Raw genomic sequence first — 17,897 nt, 5'->3', positions numbered from 1 at the left:
GTGTAGCGTGTATTCAAGAATTAGAGCTTAGGAACTTCAAGCCATGGAATTTTTCCGCATTCGGCGCGACATCCCGTTCATGAAGCACGCGTTGGTGCTGAACGCGATCTCGGCCATCACTTTCTTGCTGGCGGTGTTCTTTCTCGTCACGCGCGGCCTGCACTTGTCGGTCGAGTTCACCGGCGGCACCGTGATGGAAGTGGCCTACGAACAGCCGGCCGAGCTGGAAAAAGTGCGCGGCGCGGTGGCCGCCTTGGGCTACAGCGACGTGCAGGTGCAGAACTTTGGCACGTCGCGCGACGTCATCATCCGGTTGCCCGCCAAACAAGGCGAGTCGTCGGCGCAGCAAAGCGAACAGGTCATCAAGGCGCTGCGGGCCGACAACCCGCAGGTGCAAATGCGGCGCACCGAGTTCGTCGGCCCGCAGGTGGGCGAAGAGCTGGCCACCGATGGGCTGATGGCGCTGGGCTTCGTGATCATCAGCATCATGATCTACCTGTCGATACGCTTCGAGTGGAAGTACGCCGTGGCCGGCATCATTGCCAACTTGCACGACGTGGTCATCATCCTGGGCTTCTTCGCCTTCTTCCAGTGGGAGTTTTCGCTGGCGGTGTTGGCGGCGGTGCTGGCGGTGCTGGGTTATTCTGTCAACGAATCAGTGGTCATTTTTGACCGCATCCGCGAGAACTTCCGGCGTTACCGCAAGATGAACGCGGTGCAGATCATCGACAACGCCATTACTTCCACCATCAGCCGCACCATCATCACGCATGCATCGACGCAGACCATGGTGCTGTCGATGCTGTTGTTTGGCGGCGAGACGCTGCATTACTTTGCCATGGCGTTGACCATTGGCATCCTGTTTGGCATCTACTCCTCGGTTTTTGTGGCAGCGGCGATTGCCATGTGGCTGGGTGTCAAGCGTGAAGATTTGATCAAAGCCAGCCCGCAGGGCCATGATCCTAACGACCCCAACACCGGTGCCGTGGTGTAAGGTGCATGCGTATGCTGCGCTGATGGTTGGTGCTTGCATGACATACTGAGCCAATACTACCGACCACCTGCTCATATGGTTACTTCATCCCGTACACCACCGCCGACCGAGCATCGCCTGGCGCGTCAGGCGCGCGAGCGCTTCGTCAACCAAATGGACGGCGGCATCGTCGAGATGATGGCGCAGGCCCAGTCGCTGTTGACTGACGTGATGAACGGGGGGCTGAAAACGGCATCAGTGAGCGAGATGCAGTTGGCCATTGAAACCTCGCGTGTGTTTCAGGCCCAGCGTCAGAATTGGGTGGCGGCGTTGCGCACATCCTGGCGCGAATCGCTCACGCAACCCAAGGCCCCCACACAAGCGCTGGGCAAGTTGTCGTTTGAGTTGGTCGACGATTCGGTGGTCGAGCGCAAGATCGTGGCCACGCGGTTGGCCTCCAAGGTCAATGAAGCGGCGGGCACGCAAATCAATGATTTGAAGTTGCGCATTCAGCATCTGGAGCGCCGTGATGACTGGTCTGCCCAAGACGTCTTGCGGCCTGAGACTCTGGCCCAAGGCATTGTGCAGGCTTGGGAAGACTGCGGCTTGACCATGCCCATGTGGAAGTTGGTGCAACCGGCTTTTCAGGCCACGCTGGCCAAGCGCATGACCGATGCCTACCAGGTGGTCAACCAGTTTTTGATCGAAAACGGCGTGCTGCCGCAAATCGACTTCAAGTCGATGGTCCGGCGCGATGGGCAGAGCAGTGGGTTTGGGGCTGGGCCTGGGACGTCGCGTCCAGCGCCTTTGCAGCATCCCCAGTATCCGTCTGAGCAGATGAGCCAGCCCACAAGGCCAATGGATATGTCTGGCAGCCGAATGATGACTGCGCAAGGCGCACGTCAGCACATGCATTCTGGGCCCGTGACGCAAACGGCCTACGCTCACCCCAGCGATCTGGCACGTGCTGCTCAGGAAACACGCATGATGACCGGCATGAGTCCGATGGTGCGGATGCGCGAGCGGGCGCAAGGGGTATTGGGTCAGTTGCGGCGATTGATCTCAGACCGTGTGGCGGATTTTGCGCTCAGCGCACCTGGTGGCCCGCCATCGCCGCAATTGGCACAGGCGCTGGCTGCTCCAGAACCACAGTTCGCGGTCACAGAATTGATGGATCGCCGCATTAGCGGTGTAGGCGGTGAGCTTCCCGCAGGCAGCGTGGATGCGGTGGCCCAGCAGTTGCGCCGTCGCGCCAGCGAGCTGAAAACCAAGGCAGAAAAACCCAATGAAAAAGCCATCATCGAAATCGTTTCACTGATGTTTCAGGCCATTTTAGCCGAAGAGCGTATCCCTGCGGCATTACGGATATGGTTTGCGCGCTTGCAGATTCCGGTACTGCGACTGGCCTTGGCTGAGCCGGATTTTTTTGCCTCGGTCCAGCACCCTGCGCGTCAGTTGATTGACCGCATGGGTGCTTGTGCGCTGGGCTTTGATGCGGCCCATATCAGTGGCGGCCGCCTGGAACAAGAAATCAAGCGCATCGTCCAGATGGTCGAGCAATACCCTGAGACAGGACGGCGCGTATACCAACTGGTGCTGGACGAATTCAAGAAATTTCTCGGCAAATCCCTGACCGAAAACAAAACGGTGCAGCAAGCGGCCACGCTAGCGCAACAGGTGGAGCAAAAAGAGGCGTTGGGGATTCAGTACACGATTGAATTACGCCGCCTGCTCGATCCCTTGAATGTGAGCGAGAACGTGCGCGAATTTTTGTTCCGCGTTTGGTCTGAAGTGCTGGCGGTGTCGGCCGTGCGCCATGGGGCCAAGCATCCAGAAACACTGCGTTTCAAAAAAGCGGCCTCTGACTTGCTGTGGTCGGTCAGTCCCCGGCAAGACCGCGCTGAACGCACCCGTGTGGTGCAGCAACTGGCCGGCATCATTGCGGTGCTGCGCGATGGCATGACGACACTGGCCATGGCCGAAGAAGAGCAAACTGGCCATATCAAGCTGATCAATGAGGCGGTTATGCAGGCCTTTGTATCGCGCGCTGCAAGCATTGACCCGGCCAAACTGGCCGAGTTGGCCAGCAGTCTGGCGGGCCTGGAAGACGTGGTGACCGATGACCCAGAGGGCGATGTGCTGCTGGATCCAGGCATGATCGAGATGATGTTTGGCGTTCCACCGGATGAGCTGGCGGTGATTGCTGAAGGCGGCTCGATGCCAGGGCCAGGCATGTTGCAGTGGGCGCAACAGCTGGATTTAGGCAACTGGTTCCAGCTCGACTTTCAGAACAGCTCCGCGCGGGTGCAGTACGCATGGCGCAGTGCACACGGACAACTGCATCTTTTGGCCAGCGCAGGGGGCAAAAATTATCTGGTGCAAACACGTCGCCTGGCTTCGTACCTGCAAGCCGGGCTGCTGGTGCCGCTGGAAGACGAGGCACTCACCGTACGCGCTACGCGCGAGGCTTTGGGCAAGCTGGCGGCCCACCCGAATCAGTTGTTGCAGTAACCCTAGATCCAACAGTTGACCGCTTGTGTTCTTCTTGAGAGCCGCATGAATACACAACTTTCTGCCCTTTTCCACGCTCACTTTGGAGGTGAAGGCGCACCGCACCCACTGGCACTGCGCTCGCCACGCCATGCGGCGTTGCTCGTCCTTGCGGGCAGCAAGCCCGCAGCGTCCTCGCATCTTGCCTGACACGCCGATCACAGCACCATCGGATACGTCCAATTGCCGGATCTAGAGTAACGCACTGCCTGTCCGTTGGCCGGGTCTGAGGGTTATCCGAGCCCCATACGCTGAAACAGGCCGCCGGGCAGGCGGCCAACAGCGCCTTGCAATTCAAGCTCTAGCAAGTGCGCTTGTAGGGTGGCGGTATCCAAGCCGGTGCGGGCCTGCAAGGCGTCCAGACTGACGGGGTCTGCTCCCAGCGCTTGCAACAGGTCAGAGTGCGTGTTGCTTGCGGGGCTGGCGCTTGCTGCGTCCGTGACATCAGCTATTTTATTTGTAGTGCTTGACACTTCTGGCCAGGGCAGTTCCTCCAGAATGTCCGTGGCTGTTTCCACCAGCTTGGCACCTTGGCGGATCAAGGCATGGCAGCCGCGCGATTGCGGGCTGTGAATGGAGCCGGGAATGGCCAACACTTCCTTGCCCTGCTCGGCCGTCAGCCGGGCGGTGATGAGAGAGCCTGATTGCAAGGCGGCTTCCACCACCAATGTGCCGCTGCTCAGGCCAGCAATCAGCCGGTTGCGTTTGGGAAAGTTGGCCGCCAGCGGGGGGGTGCCCAGCGGGTATTCGCTGACGATCAGCCCGTGCGTGGCCACCCGATGGGCCAGGTCGCGGTGCTGGCGCGGGTACACCCGGTCGATGCCGGTGCCGATGACGGCCAGCGTGCGCAGCCGGGATGCAGGCGTGTCGATCAAGTGGTTGACCAATGCGCCTTCGTGCGCCGCGCCGTCAATGCCCAGTGCCAGCCCCGATACCACCGTCAAGCCAGCATCAGACAAAGCCTTGGCGAACTGGCGCGCGTTTTGCGCACCCTGCGGCGTGGGGTTGCGGCTGCCGACCATGGCCAGCGCCTTGGTTGGCCATGAATTTGCTATTGAATGAGAAGCGTCTGGTGCCTTGCTGACAGGCGCTGAAGCCAGATTGGGTTGTGCCCCGAGCAATCTTACCTGGCCCAGCAGATACAGCATCAGCGGCGGGTCTTCCAGGTTCAGCAAACTGGCCGGGTACAACGGATCGCCCAGTGTGACCAGGCGGCGCTGCTGCGTGCCATCACTATCGCCAGCAGTCAGCCAGTCGTGCGTGGCTTGCACCTGGGCAGGCAGCTTGGTTGGAGGCGATAACAGTGCACTGGTCTGTGCGGCGCTGACCACCTGGCGCAATGCACTCGCCGTTTGGTCGAAGATGGCTTGCGGCAAACCAAAGGCGGCCAGCAAGCGGCGTCCGGCATCGTTGCCCACGCCGGGCGTCAGCACCAGCCGCAGCCATGCCGCCAGCTCTTCGTGCGACATGGCGTGGGGAGAGTGGAATCTGATCCCGCCCTTAGTTGCCGGTGGGGTTGATCAGCTTATCGCCTACTTGCACCGGGCTGGTGATTTCCATCACCAAGGCGTACGAAGTGCGCTCGAACGGGCGGAACACCAACGCCAGACCATTGCGCTCGTCGGGCAGTTGAATGCGTGCGCGCGAGTCGTCGGTTTTGTCCACCATCTGCGAGCCAGTGGTCAGCAGCGCCAGCACATGGCCGTTTTCGACGCCGTCGCGCAAGCCCTTATTGAGGATCACAACCTGATTCTGCCCTGCATAGCGCACGGCATCGCCTTGTACCTTGACCACACGTGCGTCAATCGGAATGTCGGGTGCATGGGGCACGTAGCTGCGGAAGTCGCGCGGTGGCTCAGGGATCAGCCGGTCGCCCGGGCGCATTTCTTCTTTGCTGTTGACCACGTCCACGGTGGCGGGCACCGGCATCATCTTGCGCTCAGGGGCCGTGGGTTGCTGCTCTTCGGCGGTCATAAGCGGTTTGGAATCGCCAGACTCCGGCATTTCTGGCGGTGCTTTGGCGTCGTTGGAGCGGCCAGAGGCCAACTCTTCATCAACTTCACTTTCGCCACGCACCAGGTTGGCGCGGCCCACGTATTGGGCTTCGTAGCCCAGAATTTCTTCCGTGATCGGGTCTTTCAGCGGTACAGCCGAGCGAAACACGCGGAAATCGGTGGGCAGGCCAGGGGCTTTCAGCAACGGCGCATCTTCCAGCCCGCGCACATAGGCGCGGTCGTCCTTGGACACCAGAATGCGGTCTTTATTGGCCAGGGCCACGATGCGCGGGGCGCGTTCAAAGCTCTCGTCGTCCACGATCAGCGATTCGGTCAGGAAAGGCTCGATCAAATGGGGCTGCAAAGTGGGCAGCGGGCCAGATCCCAGCACGTCGACGCGGGTACGGGGTGACACGCGAATGGTTTCGCTGGGGGCCCCATCGCCACTGCGGCTGGTGCGCAAGAAGGCGCGACCACCTACACGTTCCAGATACAGCTTTTGGCCTGGATAGATCAGGTGCGGGTTGCGGATGCTTTTGAGGTTCATGCCCCACAGCTCAGGCCAGCGCCAGGGTGACTTCAGAAACAGGCCGGAAATGCCCCACAGCGTGTCGCCGCTGCGCACCGTGTATTGATCCGGTGCATTGGCGGCCAGGGCCGATAAGGGCACGCCCTGACTGGCCACGCGCTGAGCGGTGGCGCGCTGGCCAGAGGTGATCGGGCGGTCAGCCGCCGACTGGGCCTGCGCGGGCAGTGCTGTCAATATGGCGGCGGTGAGCAAGCCGAGAGAGACGTTCAGACGAGGTGAAGTGCGGGAGAAACAGGATTTCATTGTTGTAACAAGCTCTAGGGCTGACTTGACAAATCACTGGCGATTCTGCATTCAAGCCCTTGATCGGGCAACGTAATTGGCCCTTGCGAGCGGCATGAATCGTCAAAAATAGCGAAAATAACGACAACTTGGAAACATATTGCATGGCGCAACTTCCCATTCTTCGTTACCCCGACCCCCGTTTGCACAAGGTGGCCAAGCCGGTGCAGGCCGTGGATGCGCGTATTCAGGTGCTGATTGCCGACATGTTCGACACCATGTATGAGGCCAAAGGTATTGGTTTGGCTGCCACGCAGGTGGATGTGCACGAGCAATTGATCGTCATGGATGTGTCCGAAGAGCGCAACCAGCGCTTGGTGCTCATCAACCCCGAGCAGGTTTGGGCCAGCGACGAGCGCATCAAAGGTGACGAGGGTTGCCTGTCGGTACCCGATATTTACGACGGTGTGGAGCGCGCTGCGGCTGTCCGCGTGCGTGCGCTGGATGAGCGTGGTCAATCGCGCGAGATTGAGGCCGATGGCCTGCTGGCCGTGTGCATCCAGCATGAGATGGACCACTTGCGCGGCAAGGTGTTTGTGGACTACCTGTCGCCGCTAAAACGTGGCCGCATCAAAACCAAGCTGCTCAAGGCCGAGCGCGAAGATCAAAAAGCCGCTGCGGCTGATCGGGCGCGGGCACTGGAGCGCGTGTGACTACCCTGCTGCGGTGGGCCGGGCGTTGCCAACCGCGCCAGGCACACCGCGTGAGCCGATGGGCGTTGATTTTGGCGTTGGCTTGCACCGTGGGGTTGGTCGCCTGCGCCGACCCTTCGCGCGTGACACTGGGCACGCCCGCAGCCGACGTACTGCACAGCGTGGGCGCGCCCACTGGCCGCTACGCCCTGTCTGGTGGCGGTGAGCGCCTGCAATATTCCAGCCAGCCGTCGGGCCAGACGGTGGTCAACGTGGATGTCAATGCGGCGGGCCAGGTGGTGCGCGTAGAGCAAGCGTTGAACGAAGGGCTGTTCGGGCAGCGCATTCAGCCCAACACATGGACACGCGCCGACGTGCTGCGTGAATACGGCTCGCCCGCGCAGGTGATTCAGGTGCACAACTTTGTTGGTCACATCTGGGTTTGGCGCTACCTGTATGGCCCCACCTGGCGACTGCTGTACATCGACATCGGCCCTGACGGTGTGGTGCGCGGGTGGTCCAATGGCGACGAGAACATGCCGGATCCACCCGACCCGCGATGATTTTCAAGTATAAAAACAGGCTTTGACGCAATAACTGATTGCGCGAATAGCTATCAAAACATGAGCATTCGAGTCGCCTTTGCAGGCACCCCTGAATTTGCCCGCGTGGCGCTGGCGGCGTTGCACGCAGCGGGCTTTCACATCCCGCTGGTGCTCACCCAGCCTGACCGCCCCGCCGGGCGCGGCATGAAGCTGCACGCCTCGCCCGTCAAGCAGTGGGCGCTGGCGCACGGCATCCCGGTCGCCCAGCCGCACAGCCTGCGTCTGGACGGCAAATACCCCGACGATGCGCAGGCCGCCCGCGCTGCGCTGCAAACGGCACGTCCAGACGTGCTGGTGGTGGCCGCCTACGGACTGATCTTGCCGCCATGGGTGCTGGATCTGCCCCGGCGAGGTTGCTTGAACATCCACGCCTCACTGCTGCCCCGCTGGCGCGGCGCGGCACCCATCCACCGCGCCATCGAGGCGGGCGATGCCGACACGGGCGTCACCATCATGCAGATGGATGCAGGGCTGGACACGGGCGACATGCTGCTGATCGAGCGTTTGCCCATTGCCCCCACCGACACCACCGTCACGCTGCACGATAAGCTGGCCACGCTGGGTGGACGGCTGATCGTGCAAGCACTGGAGTGCGCGGCCTGCGGCGACCTGGCGGCCACCCTGCAACCGGCCAAGGGCGTGACCTACGCCCACAAGATTGAAAAGCACGAAGCGGCCATCGACTGGGCGCTGCCCGCTGCGCAAATCGAGCGGCGCATTCGCGCATTCGATCCCTTCCCCGGCGCGGCGAGCGTGTTGAATGGCGAAAACATCAAAATCTGGAAATCTGAAATTGATAGCAAACAGCACATACCAGATGGTCGACACGGCGCTATTTTATTGACAAGCGATCAAGGCATCACCGTGGCTTGCGGCGGCGGCACCGTGCTTACCTTGACCGAGCTGCAACGCCCCGGCGGCAAGCGTTTGCCTGCGCGCGATTTTTTGCGTGGCTGCCCGGTGCAAGCCGGTCAGTGCTTTGACGGTGCACCCGCATCTGTGTCTGCACCCGTGTCTGTATCCGCACCCTCTTCAAAGGCGCCATCATGAACATGCCGCTGCCCCAGCCGCCGAGCGATCTGCGCGCGCGCAGTGGCCGGGTGGGCGCGTGGCTGGCCGCGCGCATCGACGGCATGGCGCGCTCCGGGCGACACCCGCTGTTCTGGGTTGGCGCGCGCGAAATGGCGGGCGTGTCGGTGGGTCTGACGGCCTGGGCTTTCATGACCGGCGTGACCATGGTCAAAAGCGGCATGAGCATTCCCGAGGCGGTGGCCATGTCGCTGCTGGTGTTTGCCGGCAGCGCGCAATTGGCAGCCATTCCGCTGATTGCCGCAGGGGCGCCCATCTGGGTCATTTGGGCCACGGCGTTTTGCGTCAACCTGCGTTTTGTGGTGTTCAGCCTGCACCTGCGCGACTACTTCATGTTCATGCCGCGCTTTCGCCGCCTGTGGCTGGGTTTTTTTACCGGTGACGTGACTTACGTGCTGTTCACCCAGCGCTTTGCCAAACCCGGGCAAACCGCGACCCAGCGCCAGGCCCAAATGGCCTACTTGTGGGGCGGCAACATGACCAACTGGGTGTTCTGGCAAAGCTTTTCCATGCTGGGCATTTTCATGGGTGCGGCTTTGCCCGAGCGCTGGGGGCTTGAATACGCGGGCACGCTGGCTCTGCTGGCCGTGGCCTGCTCGCTGGCCACCACACGACTGCGGGCGTTTTCGGCCATTGTGGCGGCGGCCGCGTCGCTGGTGATGCTGAACTTGCCGTTCAAGCTCAACATCGTGGCCGCCATTGCCGTGGCCGTGGCAGCCAGCTTGCTGCTGGAGCGGCGCGCGCGCACTGTTGTTGCCGCCACCACAGGCACAGGCACGGGGGATGACCATGCGTGAAACCGATGGGTGGACACTGGGCGTGATCGTCGGCCTGGCGGTCATCACCGTCATTGCGCGCGGTTTCTTCTTCATCAGCGAAAAGCCCTGGCGGCTGCCTGGCTGGGCACTGCGCGGGCTGCAATTTGCGCCTGTGGCGGCGCTGACTGCCGTGATCGCGCCCGACATTCTGCTGGCGGGCCAAGCGTTCACCGCCCCCTGGCGCGACGCCCGCCTGCTGGCCGCCTTGGCTGCGGCTGCATTTTATTTTTGGCGGCGCGGCACCGGCTATGCCCTGCCCGCGTCCATTGGCATCGGCATGGCGGTGTACCTGCCGCTGCACGTGATGCTGGGGTGGTGAGCCATGCGGCGCTACTACTTACTTTGCATTGTTAGCAGGGTATTTTTTGCGCAGAGCACGCCTGCTAGCGCCAGCCAGTGCGGCAAATAATGCTATCAATGCGAAAGGATGATTAACGGGGACAGGCACAGTTGTTGCACTACCTCCGATGGGTGCGCCACCAACACCAGCAAATGCAAACAAATAGGTATTTGGAGAACCAGCAGGGTTGTTGGGCATGCCCAGTGAATACGCCTCAACACCAAGGCTTGTGAGTGCCGTCATGGCATCGGCACGGTTTGCTGTAGCGCCGTAGTAAATGCTGAACGTCCTACTGGCACCGGCCGCAAGCGTACCGAAGTTGAAATCAAACAGTGCACCATGATCTTCTGGACCGCTGTCGGTGGCGCTGCCGGTGAACAAAATGCTGGATGGGCCAGTAAGTGGATTGCCATTTGCAAAGCCGTCATCACTGGTGAACGTGATTTGTGGGCTGGTACCTGCTTGCAAAGTGACAAGCTCATTAAAAGTGTCCGGCGAAATATCCCAATCCATAGCCCGACGATAAAGTAGCGTGGTGCTTGCACCGCTGATATTTTCGACCGTGACTGCAACATGAAAGACCCCAGCCTCGGATGATGGGGTAAAGGCTTGAGTGACACGGAACAGCGGGCCGGAAATATCTTCCACACGAGTTACAGAAGTGGCGGAAGTGGCCGTGGATGAAAACGATTCGACCACGATGTTTTGTGTGCCGGTTGCTGCGCCTGTGGAGCCATAACGTCCCGAAACGGCGTCTGCAACACCCCATGCTTCGCACCAGCAACCTGGTATCAGCGCATCAGCTCCTGTGGGGATATAAGTGATACCGACGGGTGCTCCACCAGCAGGGTTGGCAACGTTGAGGGCACCATCTTGGCGAACACCGATCTGCACATCCCCGCTTTGAATAACGGCCTGAGACCATGAGATCTGAGCCGCAAATAAAGTAAGGGCTGCAAAAATAGTGTTGAGCGCAAATTGAGACCTTGATCGCATACTGTCCTCCCTGTGGATATGTACGATGCTGCATTATGCATTTTAACGGTTAAAAGAAAACCTTGAAACCAGCGTTTATAAGCTGGCAAACAGCAGGGCTGGGCACTGTGTCGAGGGTGCGTGCGCCCATAAAGCTGCTTTGCCCGCATCAATCGCAGGCTTGACATGGCGGTGTACCTGCCGCTGCACGTGGCGCTGGGGTGGTGAAAGCGCCAGCATCCGTGTTGGACAGACGCTGCCTTGCGGCTTGTGCAGGGGTGGCTGCACCCAAGCCAATCAGGGGGCGGATTCTGGCGCGGAAGCTGGTGTGGATGCAGGCGTAGATGCAGGCGTGGAAGCCGGTGCAAGGGCCATCTCAGCCACGCTGCGCGGCGTGCCCAGCGGCGCCGCCGCCTGGCCGTTTTGCACGGCTTTGATGTCTTGTTCGCTGGGATAAATACCCGCCAGCCAGTAGTCCATCACCCGGCGCACCAGCGGTGCGGCGTGGGCGGCACCAAAGCCGGCGTTTTCGACAATGGCGGCCACCGCAATGCGCGGCTGATCGGCCGGGGCAAAGGCGATGTACAGCGAGTGGTCACGCTGGTGCTCGGCCAGCTTGGCGGCGTTGTAGCGCGATTTCTGGCTGATGGTCACGGCCTGTGCGGTGCCGGTTTTACCGCCCGACAGATAAGGCGCGCCAGCAAACACCCTGCGCGAGGTGCCTTCTTGCGTGACGCCCACCATGCCGCGCTTGACCACGGCCACGTGCGGTGGCGCATAGCCCAGCGGCACCGGATCGGCCACGGGGATGTCTTTGAACGCCAGCGTGTCCGGGTCTTGCCGGGCCTTGACCACGTGCGGCTGGCGGTGCACGCCGTCTGCAGCCAGCGTGGCCGTGGCGCTGGCCAGTTGCAGCATGGTGAAGCTGTTGTAGCCCTGACCGATGCCCAGTGAAATGGTTTCACCGGCGTACCACTTTTGCTGGGCGGGCCTGCGGTAGGCGTTTTTCTTCCATTCGGTGGACGGCAAAATGCCGCGCGTCTCGCCCGGCAGGTCTATGCCGGTGGGCTGGCCAAAGCCCAGCGGCTTCATGAAGTCATGGATGGCGTTGACACCCATGTCGTTGGCCAGTTGATAGAAATAGACGTTGCTCGAATAAGTGATGGCGCGGCGCAAATCCACCGGCCCCAGCGCGTGGCCGGAACGAAAAGTGTTGCCGCCAAATGTCCACGAGCCGTTGTCCATGGTGATGGAGCCAGGGGCGCGCTTGCCGGTTTCCAACCCGGCCAGCCCCATGAAAGGCTTGTAGGTCGAGCCGGGCGGGTACAGGCCGCGCAGCGCGCGGTTGAGCAGCGGCTTGTCGATGGAGTTGTTCAGCTCGTCCCAGCTTTCCTGGTCAATGCCTTCGACAAACCAGTTGGGGTCATAGGTGGGTTTACTGACCAAGGCCAGTACTTCGCCAGTGGTGGGGTCGATGGCCACCAGCGCGCCCCGGCGGTTGCCGTACAGCTCTTCCACCATTTTTTGCAAGGTGATGTCGATGGTCAGCTGGATCGAGTTGCCCGGCGTCGCCGGATGGCTGGCCAGCTTGCGCACGGCGCGTCCGCCAGCGGCGGTTTCCATCTGCTCCACGCCGGTGGTGCCATGCAGATCGCGCTCGTAGCTGCTTTCCACGCCCAGCTTGCCGATGTAGTCGGTGCCGCGGTAGTTGGCGGTGTCCTCCTCGGACTCTTCGATGCGCTCTTTCTCGCGCGGGTTGATGCGGCCGATGTACCCCACCACATGGCCGCCGGTCTCGCCCAGCGGGTAGGTGCGAAACAGCCGTGCCTTGATGTCGGTGCCCGGAAAACGGTAGCGCTGCGCAGCAAAGCGCGCCACTTCTTCATCGGTCAGCCGCATGCGCAGGGGCAATGACTCAAAGCTGCGCGAATCACCCCTGAGTCGTTTGAAACGTTTACGGTCACGCGGCGTGATGTCCACGATCTGCGCGATGGCGTCGATCAACTCGTCCATCGGCTGCTTGATGCGCGAGGGCGTGATCTCCAGCGTGTACGCCTTGTAATTGGTGGCCAGCACCACGCCATTGCGGTCCACAATGTCGCCCCGGTTGGGCACGATGGGCACTACGGCCGTGCGGTTGGTTTCAGCGCGCGCGGCCAGCTCGTCATAGCGCAGCACCTGCAAGGTGTATAGCCGCCAACCCAGCAGCGCAAAGCAGCCCAGCACCACCAGTGCCACCGCCAGCAGTCGCAGGCGAAAGCGCGTCAGCTCGGCTTCGACGTTGCGCAGCTCGGTCATGATGAGGGGTCACTCAGACAGCTATCATAAAAATAGCTTTTTAAGCCTGCTATATAAGCGTTAAAGGTCGGGTTGACCATAAACTTACAGCGGCCTGTTGGCGTCAGGATTGGGCGCGCGCCGCTGCGGCGCCAGCAGCAGCACGCTGACCGGCAGCCACAGCAGCGCTTCCAGCAGCGGTGCCAGCAACGCTTGCCAGCCGGGCAGCGCACCGCCACCAATCAGTCGCAGCAGCGCCACGATGGCGTGCGCAGCGGCAAACAAGGGCAGCAACTGCACCGCCTGACCGAGTACCGAAAACCACTGAATGCGCCGGTGCAGCATGATGGCAAAGTAAATCAGCACCGAATACGCCAGCGCGTGCTGGCCCAGCAGTGATGCCTGATGCACATCCAGCGTCAGACCGAACACAAAGGCCGCGCCCAGGCCCACGCGGCGTGGCTGGTGGATGCTCCAGAACACCAGCACCACGGCCAGCACGTCGGGCATCCAAACCACCCGGCCCAGCGGCAGCAGGTTAAGCATCAGCGCCATCAGCAGGCTGGCCCAGATAAAGCCCGGGCTGGCGGGCAGCAGCAGTTGCTGGCCACGCGGCATGATCATGGGCGCGCTCCTGCTGTTCTGGATGCCGCGCGGCGTGTGCGGCTGACGGGCGCAGAAGCGGCTCGCGCCGCAGCGGAAGACACAGGTACGGACGTGGCAGGTTTAGAAGCCGCAGGTACAGACGATGCCGTCGCCTCGGCTGCCTTGGCGGCTACTGGCGCGCTGGCCGCTGCGACGCGCGGCTGAGGCGTGACCGGCTCCAGCACCATCACATGCAGCACCCCTTGCAAGCTGGCCAGGGGCTGGCACGGGATGCGCGCAAAGCTGGAATCGCTGCGCCGCTCCACCTTCATCACGCGGGCCACTGGCAAGCCGGGTGGGTACACGCCGTCGACGCCACTGGTGGTCAGCAAATCGCCTTCCTTCACGTCTTCGTTGGCCGACATGTAGCGCAGCTCCATCAAGCCGCCATTTGGGGACGGATCGCCATACGCCACGCTGCGCGCGCCGGTGCGCACGTTCAGCACGGGAATGGCCTGGTCGCGGTCGATCAGCAAGGTGATCTCGCTCACAAACGGGTACACGCGGGTAATTTGCCCCAGCACGCCAGATTCGTCCATCACCGGCGAGCCTTCCACGACGCCTTGCAACTGCCCCTTGTCGATCACCACGCGGCGGCTGTAGGGGTCGGTGGCGTCGTACAGCACCTGGGCTGCTTGGCTGGGCGTTTGCACTCGGCCCTGCAAGCCGAGCAAAGCGCGCAAACGGGTGTTTTCCAGTGTCAGTTGTTCCACCTGAGCCGCGCGCAGCGATTGGGTGGCCAGCTTTTGGCGGGCGGCTTCTTCGGTTTTGTGCGCCGTCTTCAAGTCGGTCAGGTAAGCGGTGAAGCTGTGCGCCAGTTGCACCGGTTGCAAGGCCAGCCACTGCGCCGGGTACAGCACGGTGGCAATGGCTGCGCGCAACGGCTGCACCAGATGAAAACGCGCGTCCGCCACCATTAAAAACAACGCCAGGGCGCTGAAAAATACCAGCCGCGACAGCGCCGACGGGCCTTGCTTGAAAAATGGCGGCGGGGATCGGTCCAGCGTGTCGAGCGGCATGATGGGGCGGCAGGCGCGTCGATCAAAGCTTCTTTTGCGCCGCTGGTGCTGGCAGGATCAGGCCAGCACCATCATTCATCGGCAAAGATGTTGCCCAGCCGCTCCATGCGCTCCAGCGCCAGGCCGCAGCCGCGCACCACACAGGTCAAAGGCTCTTCGGCCACCAGCACGGGCAGGCCGGTTTCTTCGGCCAGCAGGCGTTCCAGATCGCGCAGCAGCGCGCCGCCACCGGTCAGCATCATGCCGCGCTCGGCAATGTCGGCCCCCAGCTCGGGCGGGGTTTCTTCCAATGCTTTTTTCACCTCGGAGACGATGTTGTTCAGCGGCTCGGTCAGGGCCTCCAGAATCTCGTTGCTGCTGATGGTGAAGCTGCGCGGCACGCCTTCGCTCAGGTTGCGGCCTTTGACTTCCATCTCACGCACTTCGCTGCCGGGAAAGGCGCTGCCGATTTCCTTTTTGATCAGCTCGGCCGTCGGGTCGCCAATCAACATGCCGTAGTTGCGGCGGATGTAATTGACGATGGCGTCATCAAATTTGTCGCCGCCCACACGCGCCGAGCCTTTGTAGACCATGCCGCCTAGGCTGATCACGCCCACCTCAGTGGTGCCGCCGCCAATGTCCACCACCATCGAACCGCTGGCTTCGCTGACCGGCAGGCCCGCGCCAATGGCAGCGGCCATCGGCTCTTCAATCAGGTAAACATTGGATGCGCCTGCGCCCAGCGCCGATTCGCGGATGGCGCGGCGCTCCACCTGGGTCGAGCCGCAAGGCACGCAGATGATGATGCGCGGGCTGCGCAGCCAGCCGCGCGCGTGCACCATCTTGATGAACTGCTTGAGCATTTGTTCGGTGACGGTGAAGTCGGCAATCACGCCGTCTTTCATCGGACGAATCGCCTCGATGTTGCCCGGCACCTTGCCCAGCATGGCCTTGGCTTCGTGGCCCACGGCCTGGATCGATTTTTTGCCTTGTGGGCCGCTTTCGTGCCGGATCGACACCACCGACGGCTCGTCCAACACAATGCCCTTGTCGCGCACGTAAATCAGCGTATTGGCCGTGCCAAGGTCAATCGCCAGGTCGGTCGAGAAAAACCGACGAAAAGCTCCGAACATGAAAAAACCCTTCTGGGGCCGCCCGCCGACGCCTGCGCTGCGGCCCTTAGATTGCTGCGAAATAGCCGCGATTTCGTGCAAATACGGCCCGTTTCAGGGCCGTTGCAGTAAAGGCTGGAATAATACCGTATCGGGCTGGCTCGCCGGTGGCGCGCCGCATAGAAAAGTCCGTTTGTTTCAATTGTTTCTATTGGTTTTGCCCATGTCTTTAACCCGTCAGGACATCAACCGCATCGCGCATCTGGCGCGCTTGCAGCTCGATGACACCCAAAGTAAGCAAATGCTCACCAAACTCAACGGCTTTTTCGCCCTGGTGGACGCCATGCGCGTGGTGGATACCCAAGACGTGGAGCCGCTGGCCCACCCCATGGCCAGCGTGCGCGAGATCAGCCTGCGTTTGCGCGATGACGTGGTGACCGAGCCTGACCAACGCGTGCTGAACCAGCGCAGCGCCCCGGCGGTAGAGGGCGGCCTGTACCTCGTGCCCAGGGTGATCGAATGAGCACTTCTTCCGTCACAACATCTTCTGCGGCATGGCACCAATGCACAGTGGCCCAATTAGGTGCCGCGCTGCGCGCGCGCGAAGTGTCTGCCGTCGAGCTGGCCGGACACTTTTTGCAACGCATGGCCGAATACGCCGATCTGGGCGCGTTTCTCGCCACCGACCACGAAGCCACGCTGGCACAAGCCCGCGCTGCCGACGCGCGCCTGGCCCAAGGCGACGCACCGCTGCTCACCGGCGTGCCGCTGGCGCACAAGGACATCTTTGTCACCAAAGACTTTCCCACCACCGCCGGCTCGCGCATGTTGGTCGGCTATCAGTCGCCTTTTGACAGCACGGTGGTCAGCAAGCTGGCGCATGAAGGCATGGTTTGCCTGGGCAAGCTGAGTTGTGACGAATTCGCCATGGGTTCGGCCAACGAGAACAGCGCTTTTGGCGCGGTCAAAAACCCGTGGGATGTGGCCCGCGTGCCTGGTGGATCTTCAGGCGGCAGCGCAGCAGCCGTGGCCGCGCGCCTAACACCAGCGGCCACTGGCACCGACACCGGCGGCTCCATTCGCCAGCCCGCCAGTTTCTGTGGCCTGACGGGCATCAAACCCACTTATGGCCGAGCCTCGCGCTACGGCATGATCGCCTTCGCCTCCAGTCTGGACCAGGCCGGGCCTATGGCACGCACCGCCGAAGACTGCGCGCTGCTGCTGTCGGCCATGTGCGGGCCTGATCTGGAGCGTGATTCCACCTCGCTCGATGTGCCAGTTGAAAATTTCGCACAGGGCCTGAATCAAAGCCTGGAGGGCCTGCGCATCGGCCTGCCCCAGGAGTTTTTTGGTGACGGCTTGAGCGCCGACGTGCGCGCCGCGCTGGAAGGTGCGCTGGCCGAGCTGAAAAAGCTGGGCGCTACTGTGGTTGACATTCACCTGCCACGCACCGAGCTGGCCATTCCCGTCTATTACGTCATCGCCCCGGCCGAGGCCAGCTCCAACCTGTCGCGTTATGACGGCGTCAAGTTTGGCCACCGCACCCAGAACTACACCGATCTGGAAGACATGTACAAAAAGACGCGCGCCGAAGGCTTTGGTGACGAGGTCAAGCGCCGCATCATGACCGGCACCTATGTGCTCTCGCACGGCTATTACGACGCCTACTACCTGCAAGCGCAGAAGATTCGACGTCTGATTGCCGACGACTTCCAGGCTGCGTTCAAAACCTGCGACGTGATCGCAGGCCCCGTTGCCCCCACCGTGGCCTGGCCACTGGGTGCGCACGGCAGCGACCCGCTGGCCGACTACCTGGCCGACATCTACACCCTGCCTGCCTCATTGGCGGGCCTGCCGGGCATGAGCGTGCCCGCTGGCTTTGGCGCACACGGCATGCCCGTAGGTCTGCAACTGATCGGCAACTATCTGCAAGAAGGCCGCCTGCTGAACGTTGCCCACCGCTTGCAACAAGCCACCGACTGGCACCAGCGTGTGCCGGAGGGGTTTTGAGCTAGCCT

At 61.8% G+C, this 17,897-nt stretch carries 16 protein-coding genes; 9 read left to right on the top strand and 7 right to left on the bottom strand.

Translation table 11 applies throughout. The annotated features are described in order from the left end of the window. The first annotated feature begins 43 nt into the window (after positions 1 to 43). Positions 44 to 994, top strand: coding sequence for a protein translocase subunit SecF (gene secF, locus ACK5NW_RS14830; protein WP_416929430.1), 951 nt, complete (start codon positions 44 to 46; stop codon positions 992 to 994). Between the two features lie 75 nt (positions 995 to 1,069). Beyond that, positions 1,070 to 3,484 carry a DUF1631 family protein gene (locus tag ACK5NW_RS14825; protein WP_416929428.1) on the top strand — a complete coding sequence of 805 codons (2,415 nt, stop codon included), beginning with the start codon at positions 1,070 to 1,072 and terminating at the stop codon, positions 3,482 to 3,484. A gap of 272 nt (positions 3,485 to 3,756) precedes the next feature. Here ACK5NW_RS14825 and dprA read toward each other — a convergent pair whose 3' ends face one another. Continuing rightward, positions 3,757 to 4,992, bottom strand: coding sequence for a DNA-processing protein DprA (dprA, locus tag ACK5NW_RS14820; RefSeq protein ID WP_416929426.1), 1,236 nt, complete (start codon positions 4,990 to 4,992; stop codon positions 3,757 to 3,759). A 31-nt stretch (positions 4,993 to 5,023) separates the two neighbouring features. Continuing rightward, on the bottom strand, positions 5,024 to 6,349 hold the full coding sequence (locus ACK5NW_RS14815) for a LysM peptidoglycan-binding domain-containing protein (protein ID WP_416929424.1): 1,326 nt from the start codon (positions 6,347 to 6,349) through the stop codon (positions 5,024 to 5,026). Between the two features lie 143 nt (positions 6,350 to 6,492). Between ACK5NW_RS14815 and def the strand changes: the two genes are divergently transcribed. The 5 genes from def (at position 6,493) to ACK5NW_RS14790 (ending at position 9,851) form a co-directional block, all read left to right on the top strand. Continuing rightward, complete coding sequence (gene def, locus ACK5NW_RS14810; RefSeq protein WP_416929422.1) at positions 6,493 to 7,041, top strand: peptide deformylase; 549 nt, start codon at positions 6,493 to 6,495, stop codon at positions 7,039 to 7,041. Continuing rightward, positions 7,038 to 7,583 (top strand): hypothetical protein, encoded by a 546-nt coding sequence (locus tag ACK5NW_RS14805; RefSeq protein ID WP_416929420.1) that lies wholly within the window; start codon positions 7,038 to 7,040, stop codon positions 7,581 to 7,583. The genes def and ACK5NW_RS14805 overlap by 4 nt, the downstream gene beginning before the upstream one ends. 66 nt (positions 7,584 to 7,649) lie before the next feature. Continuing rightward, positions 7,650 to 8,675, top strand: a complete 1,026-nt coding sequence (fmt, locus tag ACK5NW_RS14800) for a methionyl-tRNA formyltransferase (RefSeq protein WP_416929458.1) — start codon at positions 7,650 to 7,652, stop codon at positions 8,673 to 8,675. Between the two features lie 83 nt (positions 8,676 to 8,758). Further along, positions 8,759 to 9,511: an AzlC family ABC transporter permease gene (locus ACK5NW_RS14795; protein ID WP_416929456.1), complete on the top strand. Its 753-nt coding sequence runs from the start codon at positions 8,759 to 8,761 to the stop codon at positions 9,509 to 9,511. After that, positions 9,498 to 9,851, top strand: a complete 354-nt coding sequence (locus ACK5NW_RS14790; RefSeq protein WP_416929418.1) for an AzlD domain-containing protein — start codon at positions 9,498 to 9,500, stop codon at positions 9,849 to 9,851. Before ACK5NW_RS14795 ends, ACK5NW_RS14790 begins: the two co-directional genes overlap by 14 nt. An 18-nt stretch (positions 9,852 to 9,869) precedes the next feature. Here the strand turns inward: ACK5NW_RS14790 and ACK5NW_RS14785 are convergent, their stop codons facing one another. The 5 genes from ACK5NW_RS14785 to ACK5NW_RS14765 all read right to left on the bottom strand — a co-directional run bounded on the left by ACK5NW_RS14785 (position 9,870) and on the right by ACK5NW_RS14765 (position 15,900). Next, a complete protein-coding gene (locus tag ACK5NW_RS14785; protein ID WP_416929416.1) occupies positions 9,870 to 10,868 on the bottom strand; it encodes a hypothetical protein in 999 nt (332 codons plus the stop codon). 276 nt (positions 10,869 to 11,144) lie between these two features. Next, the gene (gene mrdA, locus ACK5NW_RS14780) at positions 11,145 to 13,145 is read right to left on the bottom strand and encodes a penicillin-binding protein 2 (RefSeq protein WP_416929414.1); all 2,001 of its coding nucleotides are present in this window, start codon (positions 13,143 to 13,145) and stop codon (positions 11,145 to 11,147) included. Between the two features lie 84 nt (positions 13,146 to 13,229). Beyond that, positions 13,230 to 13,748 (bottom strand): rod shape-determining protein MreD, encoded by a 519-nt coding sequence (mreD, locus tag ACK5NW_RS14775; RefSeq protein ID WP_416929412.1) that lies wholly within the window; start codon positions 13,746 to 13,748, stop codon positions 13,230 to 13,232. Continuing rightward, positions 13,745 to 14,788 (bottom strand): rod shape-determining protein MreC, encoded by a 1,044-nt coding sequence (gene mreC, locus ACK5NW_RS14770; protein WP_416929410.1) that lies wholly within the window; start codon positions 14,786 to 14,788, stop codon positions 13,745 to 13,747. The genes mreD and mreC overlap by 4 nt, the downstream gene beginning before the upstream one ends. A 71-nt stretch (positions 14,789 to 14,859) precedes the next feature. Further along, positions 14,860 to 15,900, bottom strand: coding sequence for a rod shape-determining protein (locus ACK5NW_RS14765; protein WP_416929408.1), 1,041 nt, complete (start codon positions 15,898 to 15,900; stop codon positions 14,860 to 14,862). A 202-nt stretch (positions 15,901 to 16,102) separates the two neighbouring features. Here ACK5NW_RS14765 and gatC point away from each other — a divergent pair, with 202 nt between their 5' ends. Together gatC and gatA are read left to right on the top strand one after the other, a co-directional pair. Further along, a complete protein-coding gene (gene gatC / locus ACK5NW_RS14760; RefSeq protein ID WP_416929406.1) occupies positions 16,103 to 16,402 on the top strand; it encodes an Asp-tRNA(Asn)/Glu-tRNA(Gln) amidotransferase subunit GatC in 300 nt (99 codons plus the stop codon). Next, a complete protein-coding gene (gene gatA / locus ACK5NW_RS14755; protein ID WP_416929404.1) occupies positions 16,399 to 17,889 on the top strand; it encodes an Asp-tRNA(Asn)/Glu-tRNA(Gln) amidotransferase subunit GatA in 1,491 nt (496 codons plus the stop codon). The genes gatC and gatA overlap by 4 nt, the downstream gene beginning before the upstream one ends. The last annotated feature ends 8 nt before the right edge of the window (positions 17,890 to 17,897 follow it).

The organism is Ottowia sp., assembly GCF_047975795.1.
GTDB lineage: Bacteria > Pseudomonadota > Gammaproteobacteria > Burkholderiales > Burkholderiaceae_C > Ottowia.
The sequence above is the reverse complement of the archived record's forward strand: the minus strand, read 5'-3'. Positions and strand labels throughout refer to the sequence as shown.

Coding starts and splice junctions, on each gene's coding strand:
- secF (WP_416929430.1), top strand. CDS start 44: ATGGAATTTTTCCGCATTCGGCGCGACATCCCGTTCATGAAGCACGCG.
- ACK5NW_RS14825 (WP_416929428.1), top strand. CDS start 1,070: ATGGTTACTTCATCCCGTACACCACCGCCGACCGAGCATCGCCTGGCG.
- dprA (WP_416929426.1), bottom strand. CDS start 4,992: ATGTCGCACGAAGAGCTGGCGGCATGGCTGCGGCTGGTGCTGACGCCC.
- ACK5NW_RS14815 (WP_416929424.1), bottom strand. CDS start 6,349: ATGAAATCCTGTTTCTCCCGCACTTCACCTCGTCTGAACGTCTCTCTC.
- def (WP_416929422.1), top strand. CDS start 6,493: ATGGCGCAACTTCCCATTCTTCGTTACCCCGACCCCCGTTTGCACAAG.
- ACK5NW_RS14795 (WP_416929456.1), top strand. CDS start 8,759: ATGGCGCGCTCCGGGCGACACCCGCTGTTCTGGGTTGGCGCGCGCGAA.
- ACK5NW_RS14790 (WP_416929418.1), top strand. CDS start 9,498: ATGACCATGCGTGAAACCGATGGGTGGACACTGGGCGTGATCGTCGGC.
- ACK5NW_RS14785 (WP_416929416.1), bottom strand. CDS start 10,868: ATGCGATCAAGGTCTCAATTTGCGCTCAACACTATTTTTGCAGCCCTT.
- mrdA (WP_416929414.1), bottom strand. CDS start 13,145: ATGACCGAGCTGCGCAACGTCGAAGCCGAGCTGACGCGCTTTCGCCTG.
- mreD (WP_416929412.1), bottom strand. CDS start 13,748: ATGATCATGCCGCGTGGCCAGCAACTGCTGCTGCCCGCCAGCCCGGGC.
- mreC (WP_416929410.1), bottom strand. CDS start 14,788: ATGCCGCTCGACACGCTGGACCGATCCCCGCCGCCATTTTTCAAGCAA.
- ACK5NW_RS14765 (WP_416929408.1), bottom strand. CDS start 15,900: ATGTTCGGAGCTTTTCGTCGGTTTTTCTCGACCGACCTGGCGATTGAC.
- gatC (WP_416929406.1), top strand. CDS start 16,103: ATGTCTTTAACCCGTCAGGACATCAACCGCATCGCGCATCTGGCGCGC.
- gatA (WP_416929404.1), top strand. CDS start 16,399: ATGAGCACTTCTTCCGTCACAACATCTTCTGCGGCATGGCACCAATGC.